Annotated in this window: 20 protein-coding genes; 8 read left to right on the forward strand and 12 right to left on the reverse strand. The window is 71.0% G+C overall.

Features of this window, described 5'->3' with window-relative positions; all coding sequences use genetic code 11:
• Nucleotides 1-229: 229 nt before the first annotated feature.
• Complete coding sequence (locus CLM62_RS02995; protein WP_257003635.1) at nucleotides 230-1,084, forward strand: hypothetical protein; 855 nt, start codon at nucleotides 230-232, stop codon at nucleotides 1,082-1,084.
• Here CLM62_RS02995 and CLM62_RS03000 read toward each other — a convergent pair.
• The 5 genes from CLM62_RS03000 to CLM62_RS03020 are packed head-to-tail and all read right to left on the reverse strand — an operon-like array spanning nucleotide 1,065 to nucleotide 5,067.
• On the reverse strand, nucleotides 1,065-2,423 hold the full coding sequence (locus CLM62_RS03000) for a HAMP domain-containing sensor histidine kinase (protein WP_179381908.1): 1,359 nt from the start codon (nucleotides 2,421-2,423) through the stop codon (nucleotides 1,065-1,067). The genes CLM62_RS02995 and CLM62_RS03000 overlap by 20 nt on opposite strands.
• 29 nt (nucleotides 2,424-2,452) lie before the next feature.
• Entirely contained in the window at nucleotides 2,453-3,115 is a 663-nt protein-coding gene (locus tag CLM62_RS03005; protein WP_095748307.1) for a response regulator transcription factor, read from the reverse strand.
• Entirely contained in the window at nucleotides 3,069-3,800 is a 732-nt protein-coding gene (locus CLM62_RS03010) for a phosphatase PAP2 family protein (protein WP_095748308.1), read from the reverse strand. The genes CLM62_RS03005 and CLM62_RS03010 overlap by 47 nt, the downstream gene beginning before the upstream one ends.
• A complete protein-coding gene (locus CLM62_RS03015; protein WP_095748309.1) occupies nucleotides 3,797-4,402 on the reverse strand; it encodes a phosphatase PAP2 family protein in 606 nt (201 codons plus the stop codon). The genes CLM62_RS03010 and CLM62_RS03015 overlap by 4 nt, the downstream gene beginning before the upstream one ends.
• The gene (locus tag CLM62_RS03020; protein WP_095748330.1) at nucleotides 4,399-5,067 is read right to left on the reverse strand and encodes a DedA family protein; all 669 of its coding nucleotides are present in this window, start codon (nucleotides 5,065-5,067) and stop codon (nucleotides 4,399-4,401) included. The genes CLM62_RS03015 and CLM62_RS03020 overlap by 4 nt, the downstream gene beginning before the upstream one ends.
• 116 nt (nucleotides 5,068-5,183) lie before the next feature.
• On the opposite strand from CLM62_RS03020, the gene CLM62_RS03025 reads away from it, so the two are divergent.
• Together CLM62_RS03025 and CLM62_RS03030 are read left to right on the forward strand one after the other, a co-directional pair.
• Nucleotides 5,184-5,555 carry a BlaI/MecI/CopY family transcriptional regulator gene (locus CLM62_RS03025; protein WP_095748310.1) on the forward strand — a complete coding sequence of 124 codons (372 nt, stop codon included), beginning with the start codon at nucleotides 5,184-5,186 and terminating at the stop codon, nucleotides 5,553-5,555.
• The gene (locus CLM62_RS03030; protein ID WP_095748311.1) at nucleotides 5,552-6,481 is read left to right on the forward strand and encodes a M48 family metalloprotease; all 930 of its coding nucleotides are present in this window, start codon (nucleotides 5,552-5,554) and stop codon (nucleotides 6,479-6,481) included. Before CLM62_RS03025 ends, CLM62_RS03030 begins: the two co-directional genes overlap by 4 nt.
• Nucleotides 6,482-7,137: 656 nt before the next feature.
• On the opposite strand, the gene CLM62_RS03035 is transcribed toward CLM62_RS03030, so the two are convergent.
• Nucleotides 7,138-7,992 carry a hypothetical protein gene (locus tag CLM62_RS03035; RefSeq protein WP_095748312.1) on the reverse strand — a complete coding sequence of 285 codons (855 nt, stop codon included), beginning with the start codon at nucleotides 7,990-7,992 and terminating at the stop codon, nucleotides 7,138-7,140.
• 17 nt (nucleotides 7,993-8,009) lie between these two features.
• Here CLM62_RS03035 and CLM62_RS49675 point away from each other — a divergent pair, with 17 nt between their 5' ends.
• Nucleotides 8,010-8,165 (forward strand): hypothetical protein, encoded by a 156-nt coding sequence (locus tag CLM62_RS49675; RefSeq protein WP_179381909.1) that lies wholly within the window; start codon nucleotides 8,010-8,012, stop codon nucleotides 8,163-8,165.
• A gap of 32 nt (nucleotides 8,166-8,197) precedes the next feature.
• Here CLM62_RS49675 and CLM62_RS03040 read toward each other — a convergent pair whose 3' ends face one another.
• Together CLM62_RS03040 and CLM62_RS03045 are read right to left on the reverse strand one after the other, a co-directional pair.
• On the reverse strand, nucleotides 8,198-9,118 hold the full coding sequence (locus tag CLM62_RS03040; RefSeq protein ID WP_257003636.1) for a flippase-like domain-containing protein: 921 nt from the start codon (nucleotides 9,116-9,118) through the stop codon (nucleotides 8,198-8,200).
• A gap of 20 nt (nucleotides 9,119-9,138) precedes the next feature.
• Nucleotides 9,139-10,653: a hypothetical protein gene (locus CLM62_RS03045; RefSeq protein ID WP_095748314.1), complete on the reverse strand. Its 1,515-nt coding sequence runs from the start codon at nucleotides 10,651-10,653 to the stop codon at nucleotides 9,139-9,141.
• A 100-nt stretch (nucleotides 10,654-10,753) separates the two neighbouring features.
• Between CLM62_RS03045 and CLM62_RS03050 the strand changes: the two genes are divergently transcribed.
• Entirely contained in the window at nucleotides 10,754-11,137 is a 384-nt protein-coding gene (locus tag CLM62_RS03050) for a BlaI/MecI/CopY family transcriptional regulator (protein ID WP_095748331.1), read from the forward strand.
• A gap of 36 nt (nucleotides 11,138-11,173) precedes the next feature.
• Here CLM62_RS03050 and CLM62_RS49680 read toward each other — a convergent pair whose 3' ends face one another.
• The gene (locus tag CLM62_RS49680) at nucleotides 11,174-11,326 is read right to left on the reverse strand and encodes a hypothetical protein (protein ID WP_179381910.1); all 153 of its coding nucleotides are present in this window, start codon (nucleotides 11,324-11,326) and stop codon (nucleotides 11,174-11,176) included.
• A gap of 12 nt (nucleotides 11,327-11,338) precedes the next feature.
• Between CLM62_RS49680 and CLM62_RS50975 the strand changes: the two genes are divergently transcribed.
• Nucleotides 11,339-11,698 (forward strand): M48 family metalloprotease, encoded by a 360-nt coding sequence (locus CLM62_RS50975; RefSeq protein ID WP_257003637.1) that lies wholly within the window; start codon nucleotides 11,339-11,341, stop codon nucleotides 11,696-11,698.
• A 538-nt stretch (nucleotides 11,699-12,236) separates the two neighbouring features.
• Here CLM62_RS50975 and CLM62_RS03060 read toward each other — a convergent pair.
• From CLM62_RS03060 to CLM62_RS03070, 3 genes are read right to left on the reverse strand one after another with little or no spacing between them, the layout of a single operon-like run.
• Nucleotides 12,237-13,322, reverse strand: a complete 1,086-nt coding sequence (locus CLM62_RS03060; RefSeq protein ID WP_218835547.1) for an ABC transporter substrate-binding protein — start codon at nucleotides 13,320-13,322, stop codon at nucleotides 12,237-12,239.
• Between the two features lie 59 nt (nucleotides 13,323-13,381).
• Entirely contained in the window at nucleotides 13,382-14,257 is an 876-nt protein-coding gene (locus CLM62_RS03065) for an ABC transporter permease (protein ID WP_095748315.1), read from the reverse strand.
• The gene (locus tag CLM62_RS03070) at nucleotides 14,254-15,114 is read right to left on the reverse strand and encodes an ABC transporter ATP-binding protein (protein WP_095748316.1); all 861 of its coding nucleotides are present in this window, start codon (nucleotides 15,112-15,114) and stop codon (nucleotides 14,254-14,256) included. The genes CLM62_RS03065 and CLM62_RS03070 overlap by 4 nt, the downstream gene beginning before the upstream one ends.
• Before the next feature lie 238 nt (nucleotides 15,115-15,352).
• On the opposite strand from CLM62_RS03070, the gene CLM62_RS03075 reads away from it, so the two are divergent.
• Both CLM62_RS03075 and CLM62_RS03080 read left to right on the forward strand, forming a co-directional pair.
• Nucleotides 15,353-17,017, forward strand: coding sequence for a sensor histidine kinase (locus CLM62_RS03075; RefSeq protein ID WP_095748317.1), 1,665 nt, complete (start codon nucleotides 15,353-15,355; stop codon nucleotides 17,015-17,017).
• The gene (locus tag CLM62_RS03080; RefSeq protein WP_095748318.1) at nucleotides 17,014-17,703 is read left to right on the forward strand and encodes a response regulator; all 690 of its coding nucleotides are present in this window, start codon (nucleotides 17,014-17,016) and stop codon (nucleotides 17,701-17,703) included. The genes CLM62_RS03075 and CLM62_RS03080 overlap by 4 nt, the downstream gene beginning before the upstream one ends.
• The last annotated feature ends 683 nt before the right edge of the window (nucleotides 17,704-18,386 follow it).

Here is an 18,386-nt window from a genome sequence, read left to right on the forward strand (position 1 = left end):
TAGCCCGGTTCCGTTGCCTGCCGTAGTCGGCCGAACGGCTCAGCCGAGTGAACGGCCCGCTGGAGACCACCGGTACCACCCGCCGCACACCGCTTACCAGCGCATCGGCCACCGTGTTCAGGTTGTGTTCAGGTTCGGACGAGCCTTGGGCAACTCAAGCACCAGAAGCGCCAAAACTCCGGCAAAGGGGTCTGGGGCAACGGCCGGGCACCATGCCATCGTGCCTGCCATGACGACAGATCACCTCACGCACAACCGGCCCCCGGGCCACGTACGACACGCGGCGAGCAAGGTGCCGGAGGTGACCGTCTACTTCTGGATCATCAAGGTGCTGACGACCGGCATGGGCGAGACGGCCTCCGATTTTCTGGCGCATGTGCTCGGCCCGATTCCTGCTGTCGGTCTCGGGGGTATCGCCCTGGTGGCTGCTCTGGCGGTGCAGTTCGCCGTCCGGCGGTACGTGGCCTGGATCTACTGGACGGCGATCGTCATGGTCAGCGTGTTCGGCACGATGGCCGCCGACGTCCTGCACGTCGGCCTCGGTGTGCCTTATACGCTCTCGACCCCGTTCTTCATGGCCGCGCTGGCCGCCGTCTTCGCCCTCTGGTACCGCAGCGAGCGCACCCTGTCCATCCACAGCATCCACACCCGGCGCCGCGAGAGCTTCTACTGGGCCGCCGTGCTCGCCACGTTCGCGCTGGGCACCGCCGCGGGCGATCTCACTGCCACGATCGGCCTCGGCTACCTGGGCTCCGCGGCCCTGTACGCCGCGGCGATCGCCGTTCCGGCCGTCGCTCACCGCTGGGGCAGCTTGAACGCGGTGGCCGCGTTCTGGGCGGCGTACGTCATCACCCGTCCGCTCGGCGCCTCCGTGGCCGACTGGATGGCCGTCAGCCACGGCCGAGGTGGACTGAACCTGGGTCTGGGGCCGGTCACGTTGTCCTGGACGGTGGCGATCCTCGGTTTCGTCGGTTATCTGGCCGTCTCGCGCAAGGACATCCAGCACGACCTCATGCCGCGATGCCGCACGGACCGGGCATGGCTTTCGAACCGGGCGGCCGCCGTCACCCGGCAGGGAGGCTGACGACGAAGCGTGCGCCCGGTGCGTGCCCTGGGTCGTATGTCACCTCGCCGCCGGCGGAGCGGGCCAGGCGTCGTGCCAGGGGAAGTCCCAGGCCGGCTCCGCTGTGTCCGTCGCCGGGATCCGCACGTTGTCCGGGCTCGAAGAGCTGTCCGGCGAACCGGGGCGGTACGCCGGGCCCATCGTCGAGGACATCGACGCGTACGCCGTCGGCTGCGCTGTACGCGCGGACGGTGACGCTCGATTTGGCGTAGCGGCAGGCGTTGGTGAGGAGCGGGCTGACGATGCGTTCGAGGAGGGCGGGTGGGACTCCGGCGTACAGGCCGGGGCCGCCGATGGTGACCGTCAAGTGGCTTGGCAGGTACAGGACTTCGGTGAGGTGGTGCAACGTGGGCAGGACCTCGGCGGTGCCCGGAGCGGTGAGTGCGCCATTGCGGGCGTCGTCCAGGAGGGTGTCACAGATGCTGCGCATGGACTCGGCGGCTTCCGCGATGACCTTGTGGGTGGCCCGGGTCTGGTCGGCCGTGCGGGGGCGGGTGTGCCACCAGTCGAGTTCGGCGATGATCCGGCTCAGGGGCGTACGGAGCTCGTGCGACAGTTCCCCGGTGAGCTGCCGCTCGTGGCGCAGGACGGTGCGGATGCGGTCCAGCAGCGCGTCCAGTGACGTACCGAGGCGGGCGAGTTCGGCCGGGCGCCGCGTGCCGCCGAAGCGTTCTTCGGAGGCGACGGCGCTCCACTGGGTGGCCTGGTCGGTCATCGTGCGCACAGGGCGCAGCGCGCGGCCCACCGCCAGCCGCGTCAGGGCGTAGGTACAGGCGAGCATGACGGCGTCCAGGGCTAGCGATCCCAGGAGCAGGGTGTCGGCCGAACTCCGGTAGGGGGAGAGGTCCAGCGCGGTCACCACTGTGGCTTCGCTGGTGTTTCCGGATACGCCGGGCACGGGTTGGGAGCACAGCCGTAGGGGGTGGCCAGGGGCGGTGGCGGTGACACAATGCCGCCCACCGCGCCGGGCCAGTCCGTCAGCGACGCGTGTCACCGGGCCGGCGGCCGGCGGCGCTTCCAGCAGACGTCGGCCGGCGTAGATCCATACGTTCGCGTCGAGGAGGTTGTCGTGGGGTGTCTCCAGAACGCGTACCGCCGTGCCGCTCGTGTCGACGGTCGTCGCGACGGCGGCGGCACGGCTGTGCAGCTGGTCGTCCGCCTGGTGTTGAAGGCGCTGCTGGGCCACGGCGTTGAAGGCGACGGTGAGGATGACCATCAGCAGCGTGGCCGTGGTGAGGGCCACCAGGGACAGCCGGCCGCGCAGCGTGCGCGGCGTCAGCCGGTACAGGAGAGCGGTCATGACAGGTCGTGGCCGGTAGCGGAGAAGGGTCATGACAGGTGGTGGCCGATCCCACGGGCCGTGCCGATCGTGCGGTCGCTGCCCGCGTCGCGCAGCTTGCGGCGCAGCCGGGTCAGGTACTGGTCGAGGGTGTTGTCGCTGACCTGGGCGCCCTCGGGCCAGCCCGCCCGGACCAGCTCGCGGCGGCGCACGATGCCGCCGGATGCCGCCATGAGCGCGGCGAGGAGACGGAACTCGGTCGGTGTCAGCGCGATCCGGGTGCCGCGGACACTGACCTCGTGCCGGACGGCGTCGAGTACCACCTCCCCCGCTGTGGTCGCGGGTCGTGGTGCGGTCCGTTTGACCGCTGCCCGTAGGCGGGCGGCGAGTTCGGTGAGGTGGAACGGCTTGGGCAGATAGTCGTCGCCCCCCGCGGAGAACCCGGACAGGCGGTCGGTAAGTCGGTGATGGGCCGTCAGGAAGATGATGGGGGAGAGGAATCCGTTGGCGCGCATGGCCTGGCAGACGTCCCGCCCGTCGGCGTCGGGCAGTCCGACGTCGAGTACGGCGGCGGCGATGTCGCCGGTGGCCAGGCGCAGGGCGGTGGCGCCGTCGGGCGCGGGCACCGTGTCGAAGTCCTCGTCGCGCAGTCCGCGCACCAGCACGTCACGCAGGGCGTGATCGTCCTCGACGACCAGGATCTTGTGGCGCATGGTCCTCCCTCGGTTCTGGTGCCGTGTCCGTCGTGCCGGGTATCAATCGCTCGGGCAGCCACCAGGCCACTGCGCACAGGCACGCGCCCAGCCAGCCGAGGGCGAACAGCCAGCCGCCGACGACATCGGTGAACCAGTGCACTCCGAGGTAGACGCGGGTCAGCCCGACCAGCGCGCCCCAACCGCCGATGGCCAGGGTGAGCAGGGTCGTGCCGCGCGAGCCGCGCACGCGGACGGCGATGACGAGCAGTCCCGCGGTGAGGGCCGCGGTGGTGGTGTGACCGGACGGGAACGCCCACCCCGAGGCGTGCGCTGCCCAGTCCGCGTGGGGCGGGCGGGGCCGGGCGACGAGCGTCATCACCGCGTACCGCAGCGCCTGACCCGCGCCGAGGCAGGCCAGACAGAGCGCGACGGCCGTCATCCGCTGCCGCAGGGTGCGCCCCGCGATGATTCCGGCCAGCACGGCCAGCAGATACGGGACGACACCCGTCCCGGTGGCGGTCACCCCGCGGGCGAACGCCACGGCCATGTCCGGCTGGTGGCCGACGGACCAGGAGAGAAGGTCGCTGTCCCCGAACTGAGGCGAGCCGTCGCGGCCGACGACGACCATCGTCAGCACGCCGAACGCCGTCCACGCGCCGAGCCCGGTGCTGCCGGCCAGCTCGGCCAGATCGCCGCGCTTCATGTGGCCACCAGCAGCGGACGCAACCGGGAGGCCATGATGCGTTGGGCGAGGGCCTGCGGATTCCGCCGCAGCGCGGTCATCGCGAGCAGCGCCACCAGGGTGCCCACCGCGACCCCCGCCGCCGCGTCGTGGGGGTAGTGCGCGCCGACCCAGACCCGCGAGGCCGCCATCGCGCAGGCGGCTATCACGGCGACCGCGCCGAGCCGGCGCGAGACGAACAGCAGGGCGACGGCCGCCGCGGCGGCGATGGCCGCGTGGTTGCTGGGGAAGGACCAGTCGCCGGGCGCCGGACACGCCTCCAGCGGGGTCACGTGCAGGCTCTGGCAGGGCCGGTCCTCGCGCACCAGCAGCTTCAGCCCCGTATTCACCCCGTAGGCCACGACCACGACGAACGGCACTGTGAGCGCTGTCACCGAGGCCGTGACGCCCACCCGCCGGGCACCCCACCAGCCGATGACCATGAGCACGGCGAACAGCCCAAGCCCGTACGTCGACCAGACCGACACCGTGTCGTCCAGCCACGCAGGGGAGTGCCGGGCAAGGTCCACCACCTCGGTGTAGGCGGCGCCGTCGATCGACGAGCCGTCGAAGGCGAGGATCATCCGCGTGCCTCCTTCGCCTTCGCGTCCCGGCGCGAGCGGTACACCTCGGAGGCGAGCGGAATGAGGGACAGGGCCACGATCACGGCGACCGTCGGCAGCAGATAGCGGTCCACGTTCGGTACGGAGGAGCCCAGCGCGTAACCCGCCAGAGTGAGCCCCAGGCTCCACACCAGCCCGCCCGACACCTGCCAGACGGTGAACGTCCGCACCGGTACGTCCAGCGCACCCGCCATCGGGTTCAGCACTGTCCGCACCACCGGAACGAAGCGGGCCAGCACGATCGCCTTCGCATACCCGTAGCGCTCCAGCAGTTCCTCCGCCCGTCGCGCGCCCTCGTGCAGGCGGGCCGATCTGCTGCGGGCGAGCAGGGCGCCGCCCGCTTTCCGGCCGAGGAGGTATCCGCACTGCGAGCCCGCCAGGGCCCCCACCGCGGCGGCGACCAGCAGTGGGGCGAGTGACAGCTTCAGGCCGTGGTCGGCGGTGCCGGTGCACAGCAGGCCGGCCGTGAACAGTAGCGAGTCGCCCGGGAGGAAGAAACCGATCAGCAGGCCCGTCTCGGCGAACAGCACCACGCCCACGCCGAGCACGCCGAAAGCGGACAGCAGTGACTGGGCATCCAGCACGTTGACAGCGAGCTGCGACGATAGGTGCACGGGTGTGGTCATCGTCGAGAATCCCTTCGTCCGGACCATCGGATGCAGCGGTCCGGCACCCGACAAGCGACTACAATGTTGTAGACGGTCTACTGGACTGTAGACGATAGTGGGGTGAGGAACGTTCCATGACCGACGCGAAAGACGAGAGGCGGCCGGCGGGCGAGCTCGAAGCCGCCGTCATGGCTGCCCTGTGGGCCGCCGGGGCTCCGCTCACCGCAGGCCGGGTGCAGACCGAACTCGGCTCCCAACTGGCCCGGACGACCGTGACGACGATCCTGACCCGTCTGCATGAGAAAGGCGTCGTCGGCCGTGAACGCCAGGGGCGCGGCTACGCCTACTTCCCCGTGCAGGACGCTCCCGGCCTGACCGCCCGGCGCATGCACACCGAACTCGACCGGGACACCGACCGGGAGACGGTCCTGGCGCGCTTCGTCGCCCAGCTCAGCCCCGACGACGAGCAGCTTCTGCGCCAGCTGCTGGAGGGTGAGGAGCGATGACCGCTCTGCTGCTGGTACCGCTGCTCCTGCCCTTCCTCGCGCCGGCGTTGGCCCGCCGCACCCTCGATCGTCTGACTCCCGTCACCGCACTGTGGGTCCTCACGGCCTCTGCGCTGGCCCTGGCGGGCGCCTGCGTGGCCGCTCTCGGTGCCCTGGTCCTGATCGGACTGCTCAAACTGCCCGCCTTCGCGGCACTCGGCGAACTCGTCCACCCCCTGCGCACGCCGTCGGACTTCCTCGTCGTCCCCGCGGCCATGGCGGCCGTCGGAGTGCTCACCCTCAGTGCTTGGACTCTCGCGCGCTCGGCCCTCCGCCAGGCCCGCCTGTTTCGTACCGCCCGCACGCAGGCCGACCGCCGCACCGCCGCCGGCGACCTCTGTGTCATCGACTCGCCCCACCCCGACGCGTACGCCCTGCCAGGACGGCCCCACCGCATCGTCGTCACGAGCGCGATGCTGCGCAGCCTCGGCCCCGGCGAACGCGAAGCCCTCTTCGCCCACGAACGCGCCCACAACCGGGCCGGTCACCACTACTTCCTGGCCGCCGCCGAACTCGCCGCCCACTGCCACCCCGCCCTGCGCACCATCCGGGCCACCATCCGGCTCGCCGCCGAGCGGGCGGCCGACGAGGCCGCCGCCACCGTCCTCGGCGATCGGCGCCTGATCGCCACAGCCATCGCCCGGGCCGCCCTCGCCGGCCAAGCCTCCCGATCCACCCGCCCCGACTTCGCACCCGCGGCGACGACCGGTCCCGTTCCCCAACGCGTCGCCGCCCTCCTCACGCCCTCCGAGGGGGGCTCGCGCGCCACGCGCTGTACTGCGCTTCTCCTCGCCGCCTGCGCGGTCCTGTCGGTCTGCGCCGGGGCAACCGGTGTGCTCGCCTTCCATCACCAGGTCGAGGTTGCCCAGGGAGAGGAGAGCCACTGACCGGTTTCGGGCCTCGCAGCTGACTGCGTCCGTTCTGCACCGGACTCTCCCGTGGAGCCGCTCGCCCGGGACATGGTGATCTCGCCTGTACCTGTGCCCCGACCTGGCTGGCGGTGGACGCGCGCTGTGACCCGTACGGGTCACGACCGGCCAGCGCACCCAGTGCAGGGCCGCCTTCAAGGAACGCTTCCGCAGCACGACCTCACCGCCGAACCGGCCCGAGCGCCTCGGTGGACGCGCTGCCGGGCATCCGCGGCGCTGTGGCAGCAGCGGCAACTGACCGGGGAGCCGACTTGTGAGTAATGCCAAGAGCCCTCATCGAACGCGTCGTCAGCCCGCTGGTCGTCGGTGCCCTGCGGCAGCCCCGGCCGAACGTCACCGTCCGTGCTCGCCCGGCAGCCAACGGCGTACGCTTCGAGGTCACCGACGACGGACCGGAGTGCCGATTCGCGGTTGTCGGACAGCTCTTCCCGCCCGGCCGCCGTGCCGTCACGGACGACGGACACGGCGGAGCGGGCCTGGGCTGCCGCTGGCGCGGCGCCTGGCCCGCTCCGCTGTGGAGTGGGGTGTCTTACCACGCCGGACACGCACCCGGCGCACGGTTCCTTGGCCGGCCTGCCTGCGGGCTACCGTGCTGCCCGCAGGTGGGCGTGCGGTCACGCTGCTGGCGCGTGCTGCGGCTCCGGCTCAATGACGTCCCTGCGGGTGACCGCCAGGTACACCACCAGGCCGAGGATGACCGTGAGGAACAGTGCGCTGGTGACGACGGTGCCCAGGCCGAGGCCGCCGTCGCCGGTGGGCTGGGAGAGGTAGTCGCCGACCGAGGCGCCCAGCGGGCGGGTGAGGATGTAGGCGATCCAGAAGCTCCACACCGCGTCGAGGCCGAGTGCGAAGTGGGCGACGGCGACTGCGGCGATGGCCAGCGCGAAGAGGACGGCGGCGAGCCAGTATCCGAGGTTCATGCGCTCGGAGACCAGGTCGCCGGCGGCGGTGCCGAGGGCGAACGTGAACAGGACCGCGAGCCAGTAGAAGGACTCCCGGCGGGTGGTGTCGACGCTGTGGATGGACAGGGTGTGCTCGCTGCGGTACCAGGCGACGAACACGACCGCCAGGACGATCGCGAACACCGTGGTGCTGGCCTCCAGCGGTACGCCCATGTTGTCGGTGAGGTTGTCGCTGATGAGGGTGCCGACGACGCTGATCAGGGCGACGGCGAGCCAGTACACGCCCGCGCGGTAGGCGCTGGTGCGGAACTGGACGACCAGTACGGCCGCCAGCAGCACGCTCATCAGCAGTGACACGCCGGTCAGGCCGAGGCCGGCCTTCTCGTTGAGCAGGTCGGCCGCGGTCTCGCCCACCGTCGTGCACAGCACCTTGATCACCCAGAAGTACACGGTGATCTCGGGAACCTTGTTCCAACCAGGGCGGGAACGGCGGCGGTGGCCGGGCGCGGCAGCGGCGAGGCCGTGGACCAGCGGGATCCCGGAAGTCTCAGATGTCTCGGATGTCATGCAGCTGAACGTGTCACGTGGAACCTGAACACATCCTGACTGCCGTTGCGGTCGGACCGGCGCCGCCCGGAGAGCTGGCCGACGCGGCGGGCGGCCGGCTGGTCCTGGCGGGCACCGCCCCCGCGACCTTCACGCTGCTGCTGCCCCCTGGACCGGCTGAGACGAACGCCTGATCCGCGGCCTCCGTGCCGGTCCCCGACCGCGTTCACAACGCCTTCCTGCGCACCATCACGGCCAGCACCAGCAGTCCGGGGACCAGTGGGATCCAGACGGTCAGCAGCCGGTAGCCGAGCACCGCCGAGACACCCGCACTTCCCGGGGCTCCGGCGGCGGTCAGCGCCCAGGCGAGGGCGGCGTCCAGGGAACCGAGGCCGCCCGGGGTCGGCAGCAGCACGGCGGCACTGCTCGCGGCGAGATACGCCAGGGCTACCGCGCCCGCCGAAAGGGACACGTCCAGGGCGCGTACGACGGCGATCACGACCCCCGTGTGCAGTGCGGCGAAGAGGAGGGAGCCGCCCCACAGGGCCGCGGCCCGCGGCGGGTTCGCGTGGACGGCGCGTACATCGCCCACGGCGTCGGCCAGCCAGCGCCGCAGCCTCGTCCTCGTCACGACCACGGCAGCCGCGAGCACGGCCACCACGACCGCGCCCGCGGCCAGCAGCTTCCCCGCGCCCACCGACGGCAGCCGCAGCACGCCGGGGCACAGCACGGCGAACACGGCGACCAGCACCGCCCGAGCGGCGGCTCCGGCGGTGCTCTTGACCGCGAGCGCGGTGGCCGCGCGGGCGGGTGGCAGCCCGCAGCGCATCAGGAACCGCAGATTGACCGCGCCGGCGCCCAGCCCGGCAGGCAGCAGGTGATTGGCGGCGGACGCCGCGAACTGCGCGGTCACCAGACGCCCGGCCGGCAGCGCCTCGCGGACCGCGCCCTGCTGTGCGAGAGCCGAGGACGCCCACGTCAGGGTGGCCAGCACACCCGCCATCAGCAGCCAGCCCCGGTCGGCGACGGCCAGCCTGTCGGCACCGGCATCCAGGGCGGGCCAGTGGCGCGCGACAAGACCGGCGGCGCACACGGCGACGATGAGCGCCGCCGCCGTGTGCCACGGGACCCGTCTGCCGATGGTCACGGGCGGGATGACGGGCGGGGTCACGAGCCCTGCCTTTCCCGCGCGGCGGTGGGAGCAACGTACGCGTATCCGCTCCGCAGCTGGTACCGGGGCCAGTTGCGGGCGTAGGACGGCGGGCGGGCGCTGCCGGTCGTGAGGACGGCGACCGGGATCCGGTGTGCGGTCCGGGTGAGGGCTTCGCCGGTGGTGTCGGCGTTGTGGCCGCCGGTGTCGGCCGACGCGCAGCCGGCGTAGAAGGCGACCGGGACGTCGTCGTACCCGGTGAGCAGGCAGGGCGGCCGTACCCCGAGACGGTGCAGGTCTGCGACGTCGCGGGTCCAGTCCTGGCGGGCGGTCGTGTTGCGGGAGACGGTGGCCTGCAACACCGCGTACTGCACGGCCAGATGACCGGCCAGCCCGACGGCCACGAGGCCGACGACCACTGGCCGCCACCGCCTGCTCGGTGCGGTCATCAGGTGGGCGAGGGCGTCCGCGACGGGGATGGCCAGCAGCGCGTAGGCAGGGAGCAGGAAGCGGGGTGCGGCATATCCGATCAGGAAGAGGTAGGGGACGGCCGCCGTCACGGCGCACACCAGCGGCACCAGCGTGGCCGCCGTGCGCCGGGCCCGCACCGCGACCATCAGCGCGAGGGTCGCGAGCAGCGGCAGGACGAACCACCAGGCCGTCACCGCGGGGTTCGGCATCGCCCCGGTGCACGGGCGGCACAGGGCGCGTCCGCCCAGGCTGCGCAGCTGGTCGCCGACGGCGAGGTGCCAGCCCAGTCCGCCCTGGACGCGGGAGCCTTCGGCCAGCCTCGCGCCCACGCCGCCGAAGCTGACGTACGCCTCGACGATCCACTCGGCAGCCCCGCCCGCCAGTCCACCGATCAGGGCGAGCAACAGTCGCAGGTGCCACTGGCGACGGACACAGACCAGCAGCGTGAGCAGGGGGAGGGTGGCCCAGACCGCGTCGGTGGGCCGCATCCACGCCATCAGCGCCGCACTCGCGGCCACGCCCCAAACCGGACCGCTCCGGCTGCGGTCGGCCTGGGCGCGCAGGAAGAAACCCACGCCCGCGAGGGCACCGACGGCCACCCAGTAGTTGGGCATCACCTGCGGGCCGTAGAACAGCGTGATCCACAGCGACGCGAACAGCACCCCGCCGCCCGCGAGCACCCGCACGGGGAACAGCTCCCGCCAGGCCCGCAGCGCCCAGTACAGACCGAGGCCGGACAGCACCGCCAGGTAGACCCGCAGCAACGGGGTGGACGACGACCAGGAGGCGATCGGGGCGGCCAGCAGCGAGATGCCGCGGGCGCGCGGCGCGCTGAAGAACGCCGCCGGCGCGTGTGCGCTGACCTGGCTGACGTACACCGTCTCGTCCCAGCCGAGGCCCACTCCAGGCCGCACGAGGGTGAGTTGGGCCAGTGTGAACGCGCCTGCGACGGCCGCGAGCCACCAGCTCTCGCCCATAACGTGCCAACGAGGGCGGGCCACGACGGGGGGCGGCCCGTGCCGTGTGGTGCGGGTGAGTACGGCCTCGGAGGTCTTTGTCATCGTGCCCCCTCCAGCCCTACAGCTTGTAGGGTCCGCCCTACCCTACAAGCTGTAGGGTCGAGGAAGGTAAGGAAGAAGCGTGAGCCATGAGGTGGCGCACATGACAGACACAACGCCCCGTGGCAGGGCTGAGCGGCGGAGCCCGGGCGAGCTGGAGAGCGAGGTCCTCGCCGCCCTCTGGGCGACGGACCGGGCCCTCACTCCGGCTGACATCCAGGCCGACCTGGGCGGCGACCTCGCCTACAACACCGTGCACACCATCCTCAAACGCCTGCACGACAAGGGGCTCGTCGTCCGTGACGCGGACGGCCGGCGCGGGGCGTACCGCCCGGCGAAGGAGGCCGCGGAGATGACCGCCGAGGCGATGCACCAGCTCCTCGACCGGGGCCCTGACCCGATCGCCGCGCTCCAGCAGTTCGTCACCCGCCTCAGCCCGGAGGAGGAAGCAGCCCTGCGCGACCTTCTCGGCGAAAGCGGCTCATGACGGATCCCGGTGAGGAGACCCCATGCGGATCGACGTCTACACGCCGCTGCTGCTGTCCCTGCTGCTGGCCGCCGTCAGCCCGCAGGTCGGCAGGCGTGTGACGCCCGCGCCGACGGCCCGTGTCCCGACCGCGGCGGCGGTCCTCACCGCGGCCGCCACCACCTGGGCGCTGATCCTGCTGGCCGCCACCTTGTCGATCAAGTGCCACCGGTCGTCGCCGACGCCCGTGCGGCCGGCCGGCGCCTGCCCGAGCCGGTTCCCGAAACCGTCGCCGTGGCCGCTCTGGCCGTCCTCGTGGCCATCGCCTGGCGCTTTCGCCGCACGATCCGTACCGAGCGTGCCACCCGCCGGGCCATGCGTCGTCTGTGTGTGGGTCATCCGGCCGGCACCGAACTCGTCGCCGCCTCTCCGACTCCCCAGGCGTTCGCCATCCCGGGCACTCCCGGCCGGATCCTGGTCACCTCCGCCACGCTCGCGGCACTGCGACCCGCCGAGCGCCGCGTCCTGATCGCCCACGAACGCGCCCACCTCACCCACCGCCATGCCCGCAAGGACCCCTAAGACAACAGGCGCCTCACAAGGCCCGTACGGTTCGGCGCATGAAGCCTCCATGAAGGCGACCTGCGTGACACCTGCCGTTGGGTGGGCAGCGGCCGAACTCATGGTTCCAGCCGTGCCGGTCACCGGGCTGTGGAACCGGCAAGCGGGATGCCGGCGGTGTACGGCGTCAGCGGCGATGCTCCTGTGTCGTACAGCCGCGACAGGATCGTCAGCACTGGCGTGTACGCCAGGTCCCCTGGCAGCTAATCCCTCACCTGCCTGCCGTCAGCGGCTCATCGGCCGCCCACAGAGCGGCGAGGACACCACTCTCCAGCTCCCGCGCGCCCGCGGCCGGGTCCCGGCGACCTCGCCGTGTGCCGCGTCGCTCACCGATTTCGCCCCTTTCCCGGCTCGGCCGCCCAGGCCACTCGCCTACGACCTCGGCCTCGCCCCGCCCACCGTGGACCGAACCGACGAGCGGTGGCCGGGCAGGGCGCGCTCGTGGCGGGGGCCGCCCGGGTGACAGGCGCCCGGGCGGCCGACCATGAGCGGTGCAGGCTCAGCCGTTCGGCCCCGCCGGGGTCGTGGTGGTCTTGAAACCCTCGGTCTTGTTGGCCTGGATGGCGAAGTCATTGGTGAACGTCTTGCTGAGGTTCACCGACGACTTGACGTTGCCGACCAACTGCTCCGTCGCCAACGAGGTCTTCGGGCCGCCGGCCGGCATCAGGCCGTCCGGGAGAAACTGGCCCTTGTCCTCGGTCAGGGCCGAGATGTAGTCGGCCTTGGTCACCAACTGGTTCGACACGTACGACGCGGGCAGCTTGTTCGCTATGTCGGCCGCGCTGTGGGTGTTGATCCAGTGCATGGTGGCGACGAGCGCGTCGACGACCTTCTGCACCGTGTCCTTGTGCGCGTTCACCCAGTCGGTGCGGGCGAGCACACTGGCCGCGGGATAGGCGCCGCCCATCGCCGCCGTGGCGCCGGAGGTGGTGGCCAGGTCGATGGCGGAGGTACCGACGCCCTTCTTCTGGATCGCGGCGACCGTCGGCTGCGTCGTCATCACGCAGGCGACCTTGCCGTTCTGCAGCGCGGCGATGGCGGTGGAGCCCGCGCCGACCCCGATCCGGTGGTACTGGTCGCTCTTGACGCCCTTCTTGGCGGCCAGGAACTGGGTGAGGGTGTCGGTGCCCGAACCCAGGTCGGTGACGCCGACGGTCTTCCCCTTGAAGTCGGCGCCCGAGTGGACGCCCGACTTCTTGGTGCACATCTCGCGCTCGCCCGGCGCGCCGGAGAGCTGGACGACGTCCTCCACCGCCTTGCCCTTCGCCTGGAACTCGATCGTGTGGTTGTACCAGGCGCCCGCCATGTCCACCTGCCCCGAGGCCATGGCTTCCTCGGCGCCGACACCGCCGTCCTGCTCGGTGCTCAGCTGGACGTTGACGCCGTACTTCTTGTAGAAGCCGAGCTGCTGGGCGAGCTGGTACGGCAGGTAGATCTGCTTGTCGAGGCCGCCGGCCATGAGCTTGACGGTCGGCGTGCCACCCCCACCGCCGCTCCCGGCGGACGAGGTGCTGGAACAGGCGCTGACCGAGCCGAGGGCGAGAAGGGTGAGGACGGACGCGGCGACGGCGGATCGTCTGGACATGGCTGACCACATTCCTTTGCTGAAGGTTCTGAGATGCAGGAGGGGGAAGTGCGGGGACATCAGAGGGAGTTGGCCTCGGACGGCGCCGGTGGGCGCCAGGACAGCAGCCGGTGCTCGAGCTTGCCGATCAGCCACTCGGCGCCGAGCACGATGACCGAGATGACGAGCATCGTCGCGAACACGCCGTTGGGATCGAAGTTGTTCTGCGCGGTCTTGATGACCAGGCCGAGGCCGCTCTGCGCGCCGAGCACCTCGCCGACCAGCGCGCCGACGATGGCGAAGCCGAAGGCGCTGTGCAGGCTGGCGATGATCCAGGTGAGCGCCGACGGCACGATGACGTGCCGGGTGATCTGCGTCTGCGAGGCGCCGAGCACCTTCGCGTTGGCGAGGATGTTCCGGTCGACCTCACGCACGCCCTGGAAGGCGTTGAAGAAGACGATGAAGAACACCAGCACCGCGGCGAGCAGGATCTTCGGCAGTACGCCGATGCCGAACGCGACGATGAAGATCGAGCCGAGGACGATACGCGGGATCGCGTTGACCATCTTGATGTAGGGGCCGAGCACATCGGCGAGGAAGCGGCTCTGGCCCAGCGTCACGCCGAAGACCACCCCGGTGACGGCCCCGAGGGCGAAGCCGGCGAGCGCCTCCTGGATCGTGGTCCAGATGTTCGAGTAGAACGACCCGAACTCGGTGCCGTGCCGGAAGAGGTCGACCAGCCGCTGGGCGATCCCGGACGGCTGCCCGAAGAAGAACGGGTCGACGAGCCCCCAGGCGGTGAACGCCTGCCAGCCGCCGATGACGAAGACCGCGAGGCCGATGCGGCCCGCCCACACCAGCGCGACGCGCTGCCTGGCGGCGCGCTTGGCGGCGTTCGCGGCCGCGGACGGTGCGGCGTCCTTGACCAAGCCGGCGGAAACGGACGTCGTGCTCATGCCGTACCTCCTGCGGTGCGGGCGTAAGCGCGCTCCACCTCCTCGCGCAGCGTTTCCCAGATCTGGTGCTGAAGTTCGATGAAGCGAGGCTGGAAGCGGATCTCCTGGACCGCGCCGCGCGGGCGCGGCAGGTCGATGTCGAAGACCGCCTTGACCGAGCCGGGGCTGGACGTCATGACGACGACCCGGTCGGCGAGCGCCACGGCCTCGTCGAGGTCGTGGGTGATGAAGATGACCGACGGACGGATCTGCTCCCACAGGCCGAGCAGCTCGGTCGACATGATCGCCTTGGTCTGCACGTCCAGGGCACCGAACGGCTCGTCCATGATCAGGATCTTGGGTTCGTTGATCAGCGCCGCGGCCATCGCCACGCGCTTGCGCATACCGCCGGAGAGCTGGTGTGGGTAGCGGTCCTCGAACCCCGTCAGACCCACCCGGCGCAGCCAGTCGCGCGCCGAGGCTTGTGCCTGCTCTTTGGGGACGCCGCGGAAGACCGGGCCCATCAGGACGTTGCCGAGGACGGTCTTCCAGGGCAGCAGCGCGTCGGTCTGGAACATGAAGCTGACGCCGTCGGCGACGCCGTCCACTTCACGGCCGCCGACCTTGACCGACCCCTCGCTGGGCCGGTCGAGCCCGGACACCATGCTCAAGGTCGTCGACTTGCCGCAGCCGGTCGGGCCCACCACCGCGCAGAACTGGCCCGGCTCCACTGTGAAGGAGACGTCCCGCAGCGCCGTGAACACCTCACCCGCAGGAGTCAGAAACCGTTTGGTGAGTCCTGAAATCTCGACTCGCGCGCTGTCCCGGCCGACTTTCTCGGCGCCTGGGCTCACCGCGACATCGTTTCGCGAAGCCATCTGAGGCCGTCTCCTTTCCTCACCTCGGAGGTCGAGGAAGGCAGACGCTAAAGCCCGCCGCAGTGTTACGTCGCTGTTTCACACGTATCTCGCGTTAGTCGTGTTAACAGGGGTTCTGCGCGTTCTGCTCAGCAGGCCAGGGGGTGGGCAGGATGCCCGTGGTGGGACACAATCACGCCACCACGGGTACGGCGCAGGGGCCGGGCCCGGCAGCACGACAAGGGTGAAGGCACCTGTGATGCCCATCCGTATCCGGATCGGCCGCGGAGGGAAGGGGAGGCTCTCCGCGCGGATCCTGGCCAGTCAGCTGGTCATCCTGACCCTCACCGGAGCCATCGGCTTCGTCCTGTTCGCGTTCGCCCAGCGGGCCGAGATCGACCGAGCCTACGAGCAGCGGGCACTGGACATCGCGCAGACCACGGCCGCCGAGCCGCAGATCCGGCAGGCCGTGGCGCACGGGGGCGGCAACGGCATCGTGCAGACCGTCGCCGAACGGATCCGCAAGGCGTCGGGGGCGTCATACGTGGTCGTGATCGACCTGCACGGCATCCGCCACTCGCACCCCGACCCGGCGCTGATCGGCGAGCCGGTGGGCGATCCGATCGTGGTGCTGGACGGCCGCCCGCACGTGGGTTCCGACCAGGGCGCGACCGGGCGGTCCGCCAACGGCAAGGCTCCGCTGTACGGGCCCACGGGCACGCTGGTCGGCGAGGTCTCGGCCGGCATCCCGGAACGCGATGTGCTCGGCGAGCTGTGGCGGGAGCTGCCCACCTTCGGCCTGTACGCCGCGATCGCCGTCGCGGTCGGCTCGGCGGCCGCGTTCCTACTGGCCAGGCGGCTGAAGCGGTCGACCTTCGGGCTGGAACTGGAGGAGATCGCCGGACTGCTCCAGGACCGCGAGGCCATGCTCCACGGCATCCGGGAAGGCGTGATCGCCTTCGCTCCCGACGGTCGGATCACCGTGGTCAACGACGAGGCCCGCAACCTGCTCGGCCTCGGCACGGCGCTCGGCAGCAGGCTCGAGGAGGTGCTGCCCGACGGTCGGCTGCGCCGCGCCCTGGACGGCACCCTGACCGGCACCGACCTCAGCGTGCTGACCGACCACCACTGCCTGGTGGTCAACCGGATGCCGGTGACGCTGCACGGCCGTGAACTGGGCGCGGTGGTCACCGTCCGCGACCGCACCGAGCTGATCGGGCTGCTGCGCGAACTGGACTCGGTGCGCGGGTTGACCGACGCCCTGCGCGCCCAGCAGCACGAGTTCACCAACCGCATGCACACCGTGGCCGGGCTGCTGGACATCGGCGACCACGACGCCGCCTTCGAGTACGCCGTCGAGTCGGCCGGTGCCGACCAGGCGCTGACCGAGTCCGTACGCGAACGGATCGGCAACGCGCTGCTCGTGGGGCTGATCGTCGCCAAGACCACGGTGGCCGCGGAACGCGGGGTACAGGTGGTGCTCAGCGACGACTCCGCGCTCGGCGAGGACCCGCCCCATCTGCGCCGGCTGCTGACCATCGTCGGCAACCTCCTGGACAACGCGATCGACGCCGCGGCCGGCGGACCGGCCCCGGCGGGCGGCCGCGAGGTCGAGCTCTCGCTGATCGAGGCTGTCGACCAGGTGCTGGTGCGGGTCGCGGACAGCGGCCCGGGGATTCCGCCGGGTGCCGCCGAATCGATCTTCGAGGACGGCTGGTCGACCCGGCCCGACCGGGGCACCGCCCGGCGCGGGCTGGGGCTGGCCCTCGTCCACAGGCTGGCCCAGCGGCACGGCGGGACGATCGAGGTCAGTGAAGGGCCGGGCGCGGTCTTCACCGTCGCACTCCCGCTGCCGGACGCCACCCCGGTACCACGAGACGCACAGTTCACGACGGCCTCGCCGACAGGAGGTGACCGCGCATGATCCGGACCCTGGTGGTGGACGACGACTTCCACATCAGCCACATCCACTGTGACTACGCGGCCCGCGTGGAGGGCTTTGAAGTGGTCGGCCGGGCGGCGACCGTGGCCGAGACGCTGGACGCCGTGCGTACCCTCCACCCCGACCTGCTCCTGCTCGACGTCTTCCTGCCGGACGGCAACGGACTCGACGTGCTGCGGCAGCTCAGCGCAGACGAGGGCGGCGCCCGCCCCGACGCGATCATGATCACCGCCGACAGGGACATCACCTCGGTACGGACCGCCATGAAACTCGGCGCGGTGGGCTACCTGGTCAAGCCGTTCGGCTCCGCCGACCTGGCCGAGCGGCTCACCGCCTACCGCGAACTCCAGCACCGCGTGGACATCCTCGGCCTGGCCCCCCGAACCGATCAGGCCGACGTGGACGCCCTCTTCAGCGCCGCCCGGCCACCGGCCGTCCCCCGCGTCCCGGCCAAGGGGCACTCCGCACCGACCCTCGCCCTCCTGCACCAGGTCCTCCGCACCGCTCAGGACGCCCTGTCCGCGGCCCAGGCCGCCGAACTCACCGGCGTCTCCCGTGCCACGGCCCAGCGGTACCTCTCGTACCTCGTACGGGAGGGCATGGTCCGGCTCGAACTTCGCTACGGAACCACCGGCCGTCCCGAACACCGCTACCGGATCGTGCACTGAGGATCAGCCGCAGTTGTGCACGACAAGGTCTGGGTGGGCATGCGGGAACGAGCGGCCCTCGACGACGGAGCCGTCGGCGCGGGACCGGTGGCGGCAGCGGATGGAGCGTCGAGGCCGTCCGCAAGGCCGCCGAACTGCGCCCGGCCGTCGTGCTGATGGACGTCCGCATGCCCCACTGGTGGTCTCCGTCCTGGCGGAACGTGAGAGTCCAAGGAATTCCTGTCGAGCCACCAAACCGTGTGCGTTTCCGCGTGCTGTCGGTCACATCAAGGCAGGTCACACGCCGTTTTGCCCGGGATGCCGGCGCCCGGACTCCCACGACGCGGAACGGACGACATTTGTTGGTGAGCGAGGCGATCCAACGCCCGGTCATGCGTCTTTGACCTGCGGAAGCCCGCCAACGGAAGAGGTTATCCACAGTGTGTGGAGAGGTGTGTGCGCCGAAAAGAGCAACGGTCAAAAGCCGTGTACGTTTTGGCATGACGCAAAAACTCCCGACCCGTGTTTCTGCAGGTCAGGAGCCTTTTCCGGAGTGCCCCCGGCAGGATTCGAACCTGCGCACACGGCTCCGGAGGACGTGGGCTTCCCGGGCGTTCTCCCAGGTCAGTAGCCCATGTGACGTTTCGTCAGGCCGACCGTCCCGCAAATAGCCAACGACGATGAAATACCCTAGTTAGTCCTTT

The sequence above is a fragment of the Streptomyces sp. SA15 genome (assembly GCF_002291145.1).
Classification (GTDB): Bacteria; Actinomycetota; Actinomycetes; order Streptomycetales; family Streptomycetaceae; genus Streptomyces.

Bases quoted from the DNA above. Each gene is read 5' to 3' on its own strand.
- CLM62_RS03030 (WP_095748311.1), top strand. From the start codon at position 5,552: ATGACCGCTCTGCTGCTGGTACCGCTGCTCCTGCCCTTCCTCGCGCCG.
- CLM62_RS03050 (WP_095748331.1), top strand. From the start codon at position 10,754: ATGACAGACACAACGCCCCGTGGCAGGGCTGAGCGGCGGAGCCCGGGC.
- CLM62_RS03035 (WP_095748312.1), bottom strand. From the start codon at position 7,992: ATGACATCCGAGACATCTGAGACTTCCGGGATCCCGCTGGTCCACGGC.
- CLM62_RS02995 (WP_257003635.1), top strand. From the start codon at position 230: ATGACGACAGATCACCTCACGCACAACCGGCCCCCGGGCCACGTACGA.
- CLM62_RS03010 (WP_095748308.1), bottom strand. From the start codon at position 3,800: ATGAAGCGCGGCGATCTGGCCGAGCTGGCCGGCAGCACCGGGCTCGGC.
- CLM62_RS03015 (WP_095748309.1), bottom strand. From the start codon at position 4,402: ATGATCCTCGCCTTCGACGGCTCGTCGATCGACGGCGCCGCCTACACC.
- CLM62_RS03020 (WP_095748330.1), bottom strand. From the start codon at position 5,067: ATGACCACACCCGTGCACCTATCGTCGCAGCTCGCTGTCAACGTGCTG.
- CLM62_RS03000 (WP_179381908.1), bottom strand. From the start codon at position 2,423: ATGACCGCTCTCCTGTACCGGCTGACGCCGCGCACGCTGCGCGGCCGG.
- CLM62_RS03060 (WP_218835547.1), bottom strand. From the start codon at position 13,322: ATGTCCAGACGATCCGCCGTCGCCGCGTCCGTCCTCACCCTTCTCGCC.
- CLM62_RS03065 (WP_095748315.1), bottom strand. From the start codon at position 14,257: ATGAGCACGACGTCCGTTTCCGCCGGCTTGGTCAAGGACGCCGCACCG.
- CLM62_RS03075 (WP_095748317.1), top strand. From the start codon at position 15,353: ATGCCCATCCGTATCCGGATCGGCCGCGGAGGGAAGGGGAGGCTCTCC.
- CLM62_RS03080 (WP_095748318.1), top strand. From the start codon at position 17,014: ATGATCCGGACCCTGGTGGTGGACGACGACTTCCACATCAGCCACATC.
- CLM62_RS03025 (WP_095748310.1), top strand. From the start codon at position 5,184: ATGACCGACGCGAAAGACGAGAGGCGGCCGGCGGGCGAGCTCGAAGCC.
- CLM62_RS03070 (WP_095748316.1), bottom strand. From the start codon at position 15,114: ATGGCTTCGCGAAACGATGTCGCGGTGAGCCCAGGCGCCGAGAAAGTC.
- CLM62_RS03005 (WP_095748307.1), bottom strand. From the start codon at position 3,115: ATGCGCCACAAGATCCTGGTCGTCGAGGACGATCACGCCCTGCGTGAC.
- CLM62_RS03045 (WP_095748314.1), bottom strand. From the start codon at position 10,653: ATGACAAAGACCTCCGAGGCCGTACTCACCCGCACCACACGGCACGGG.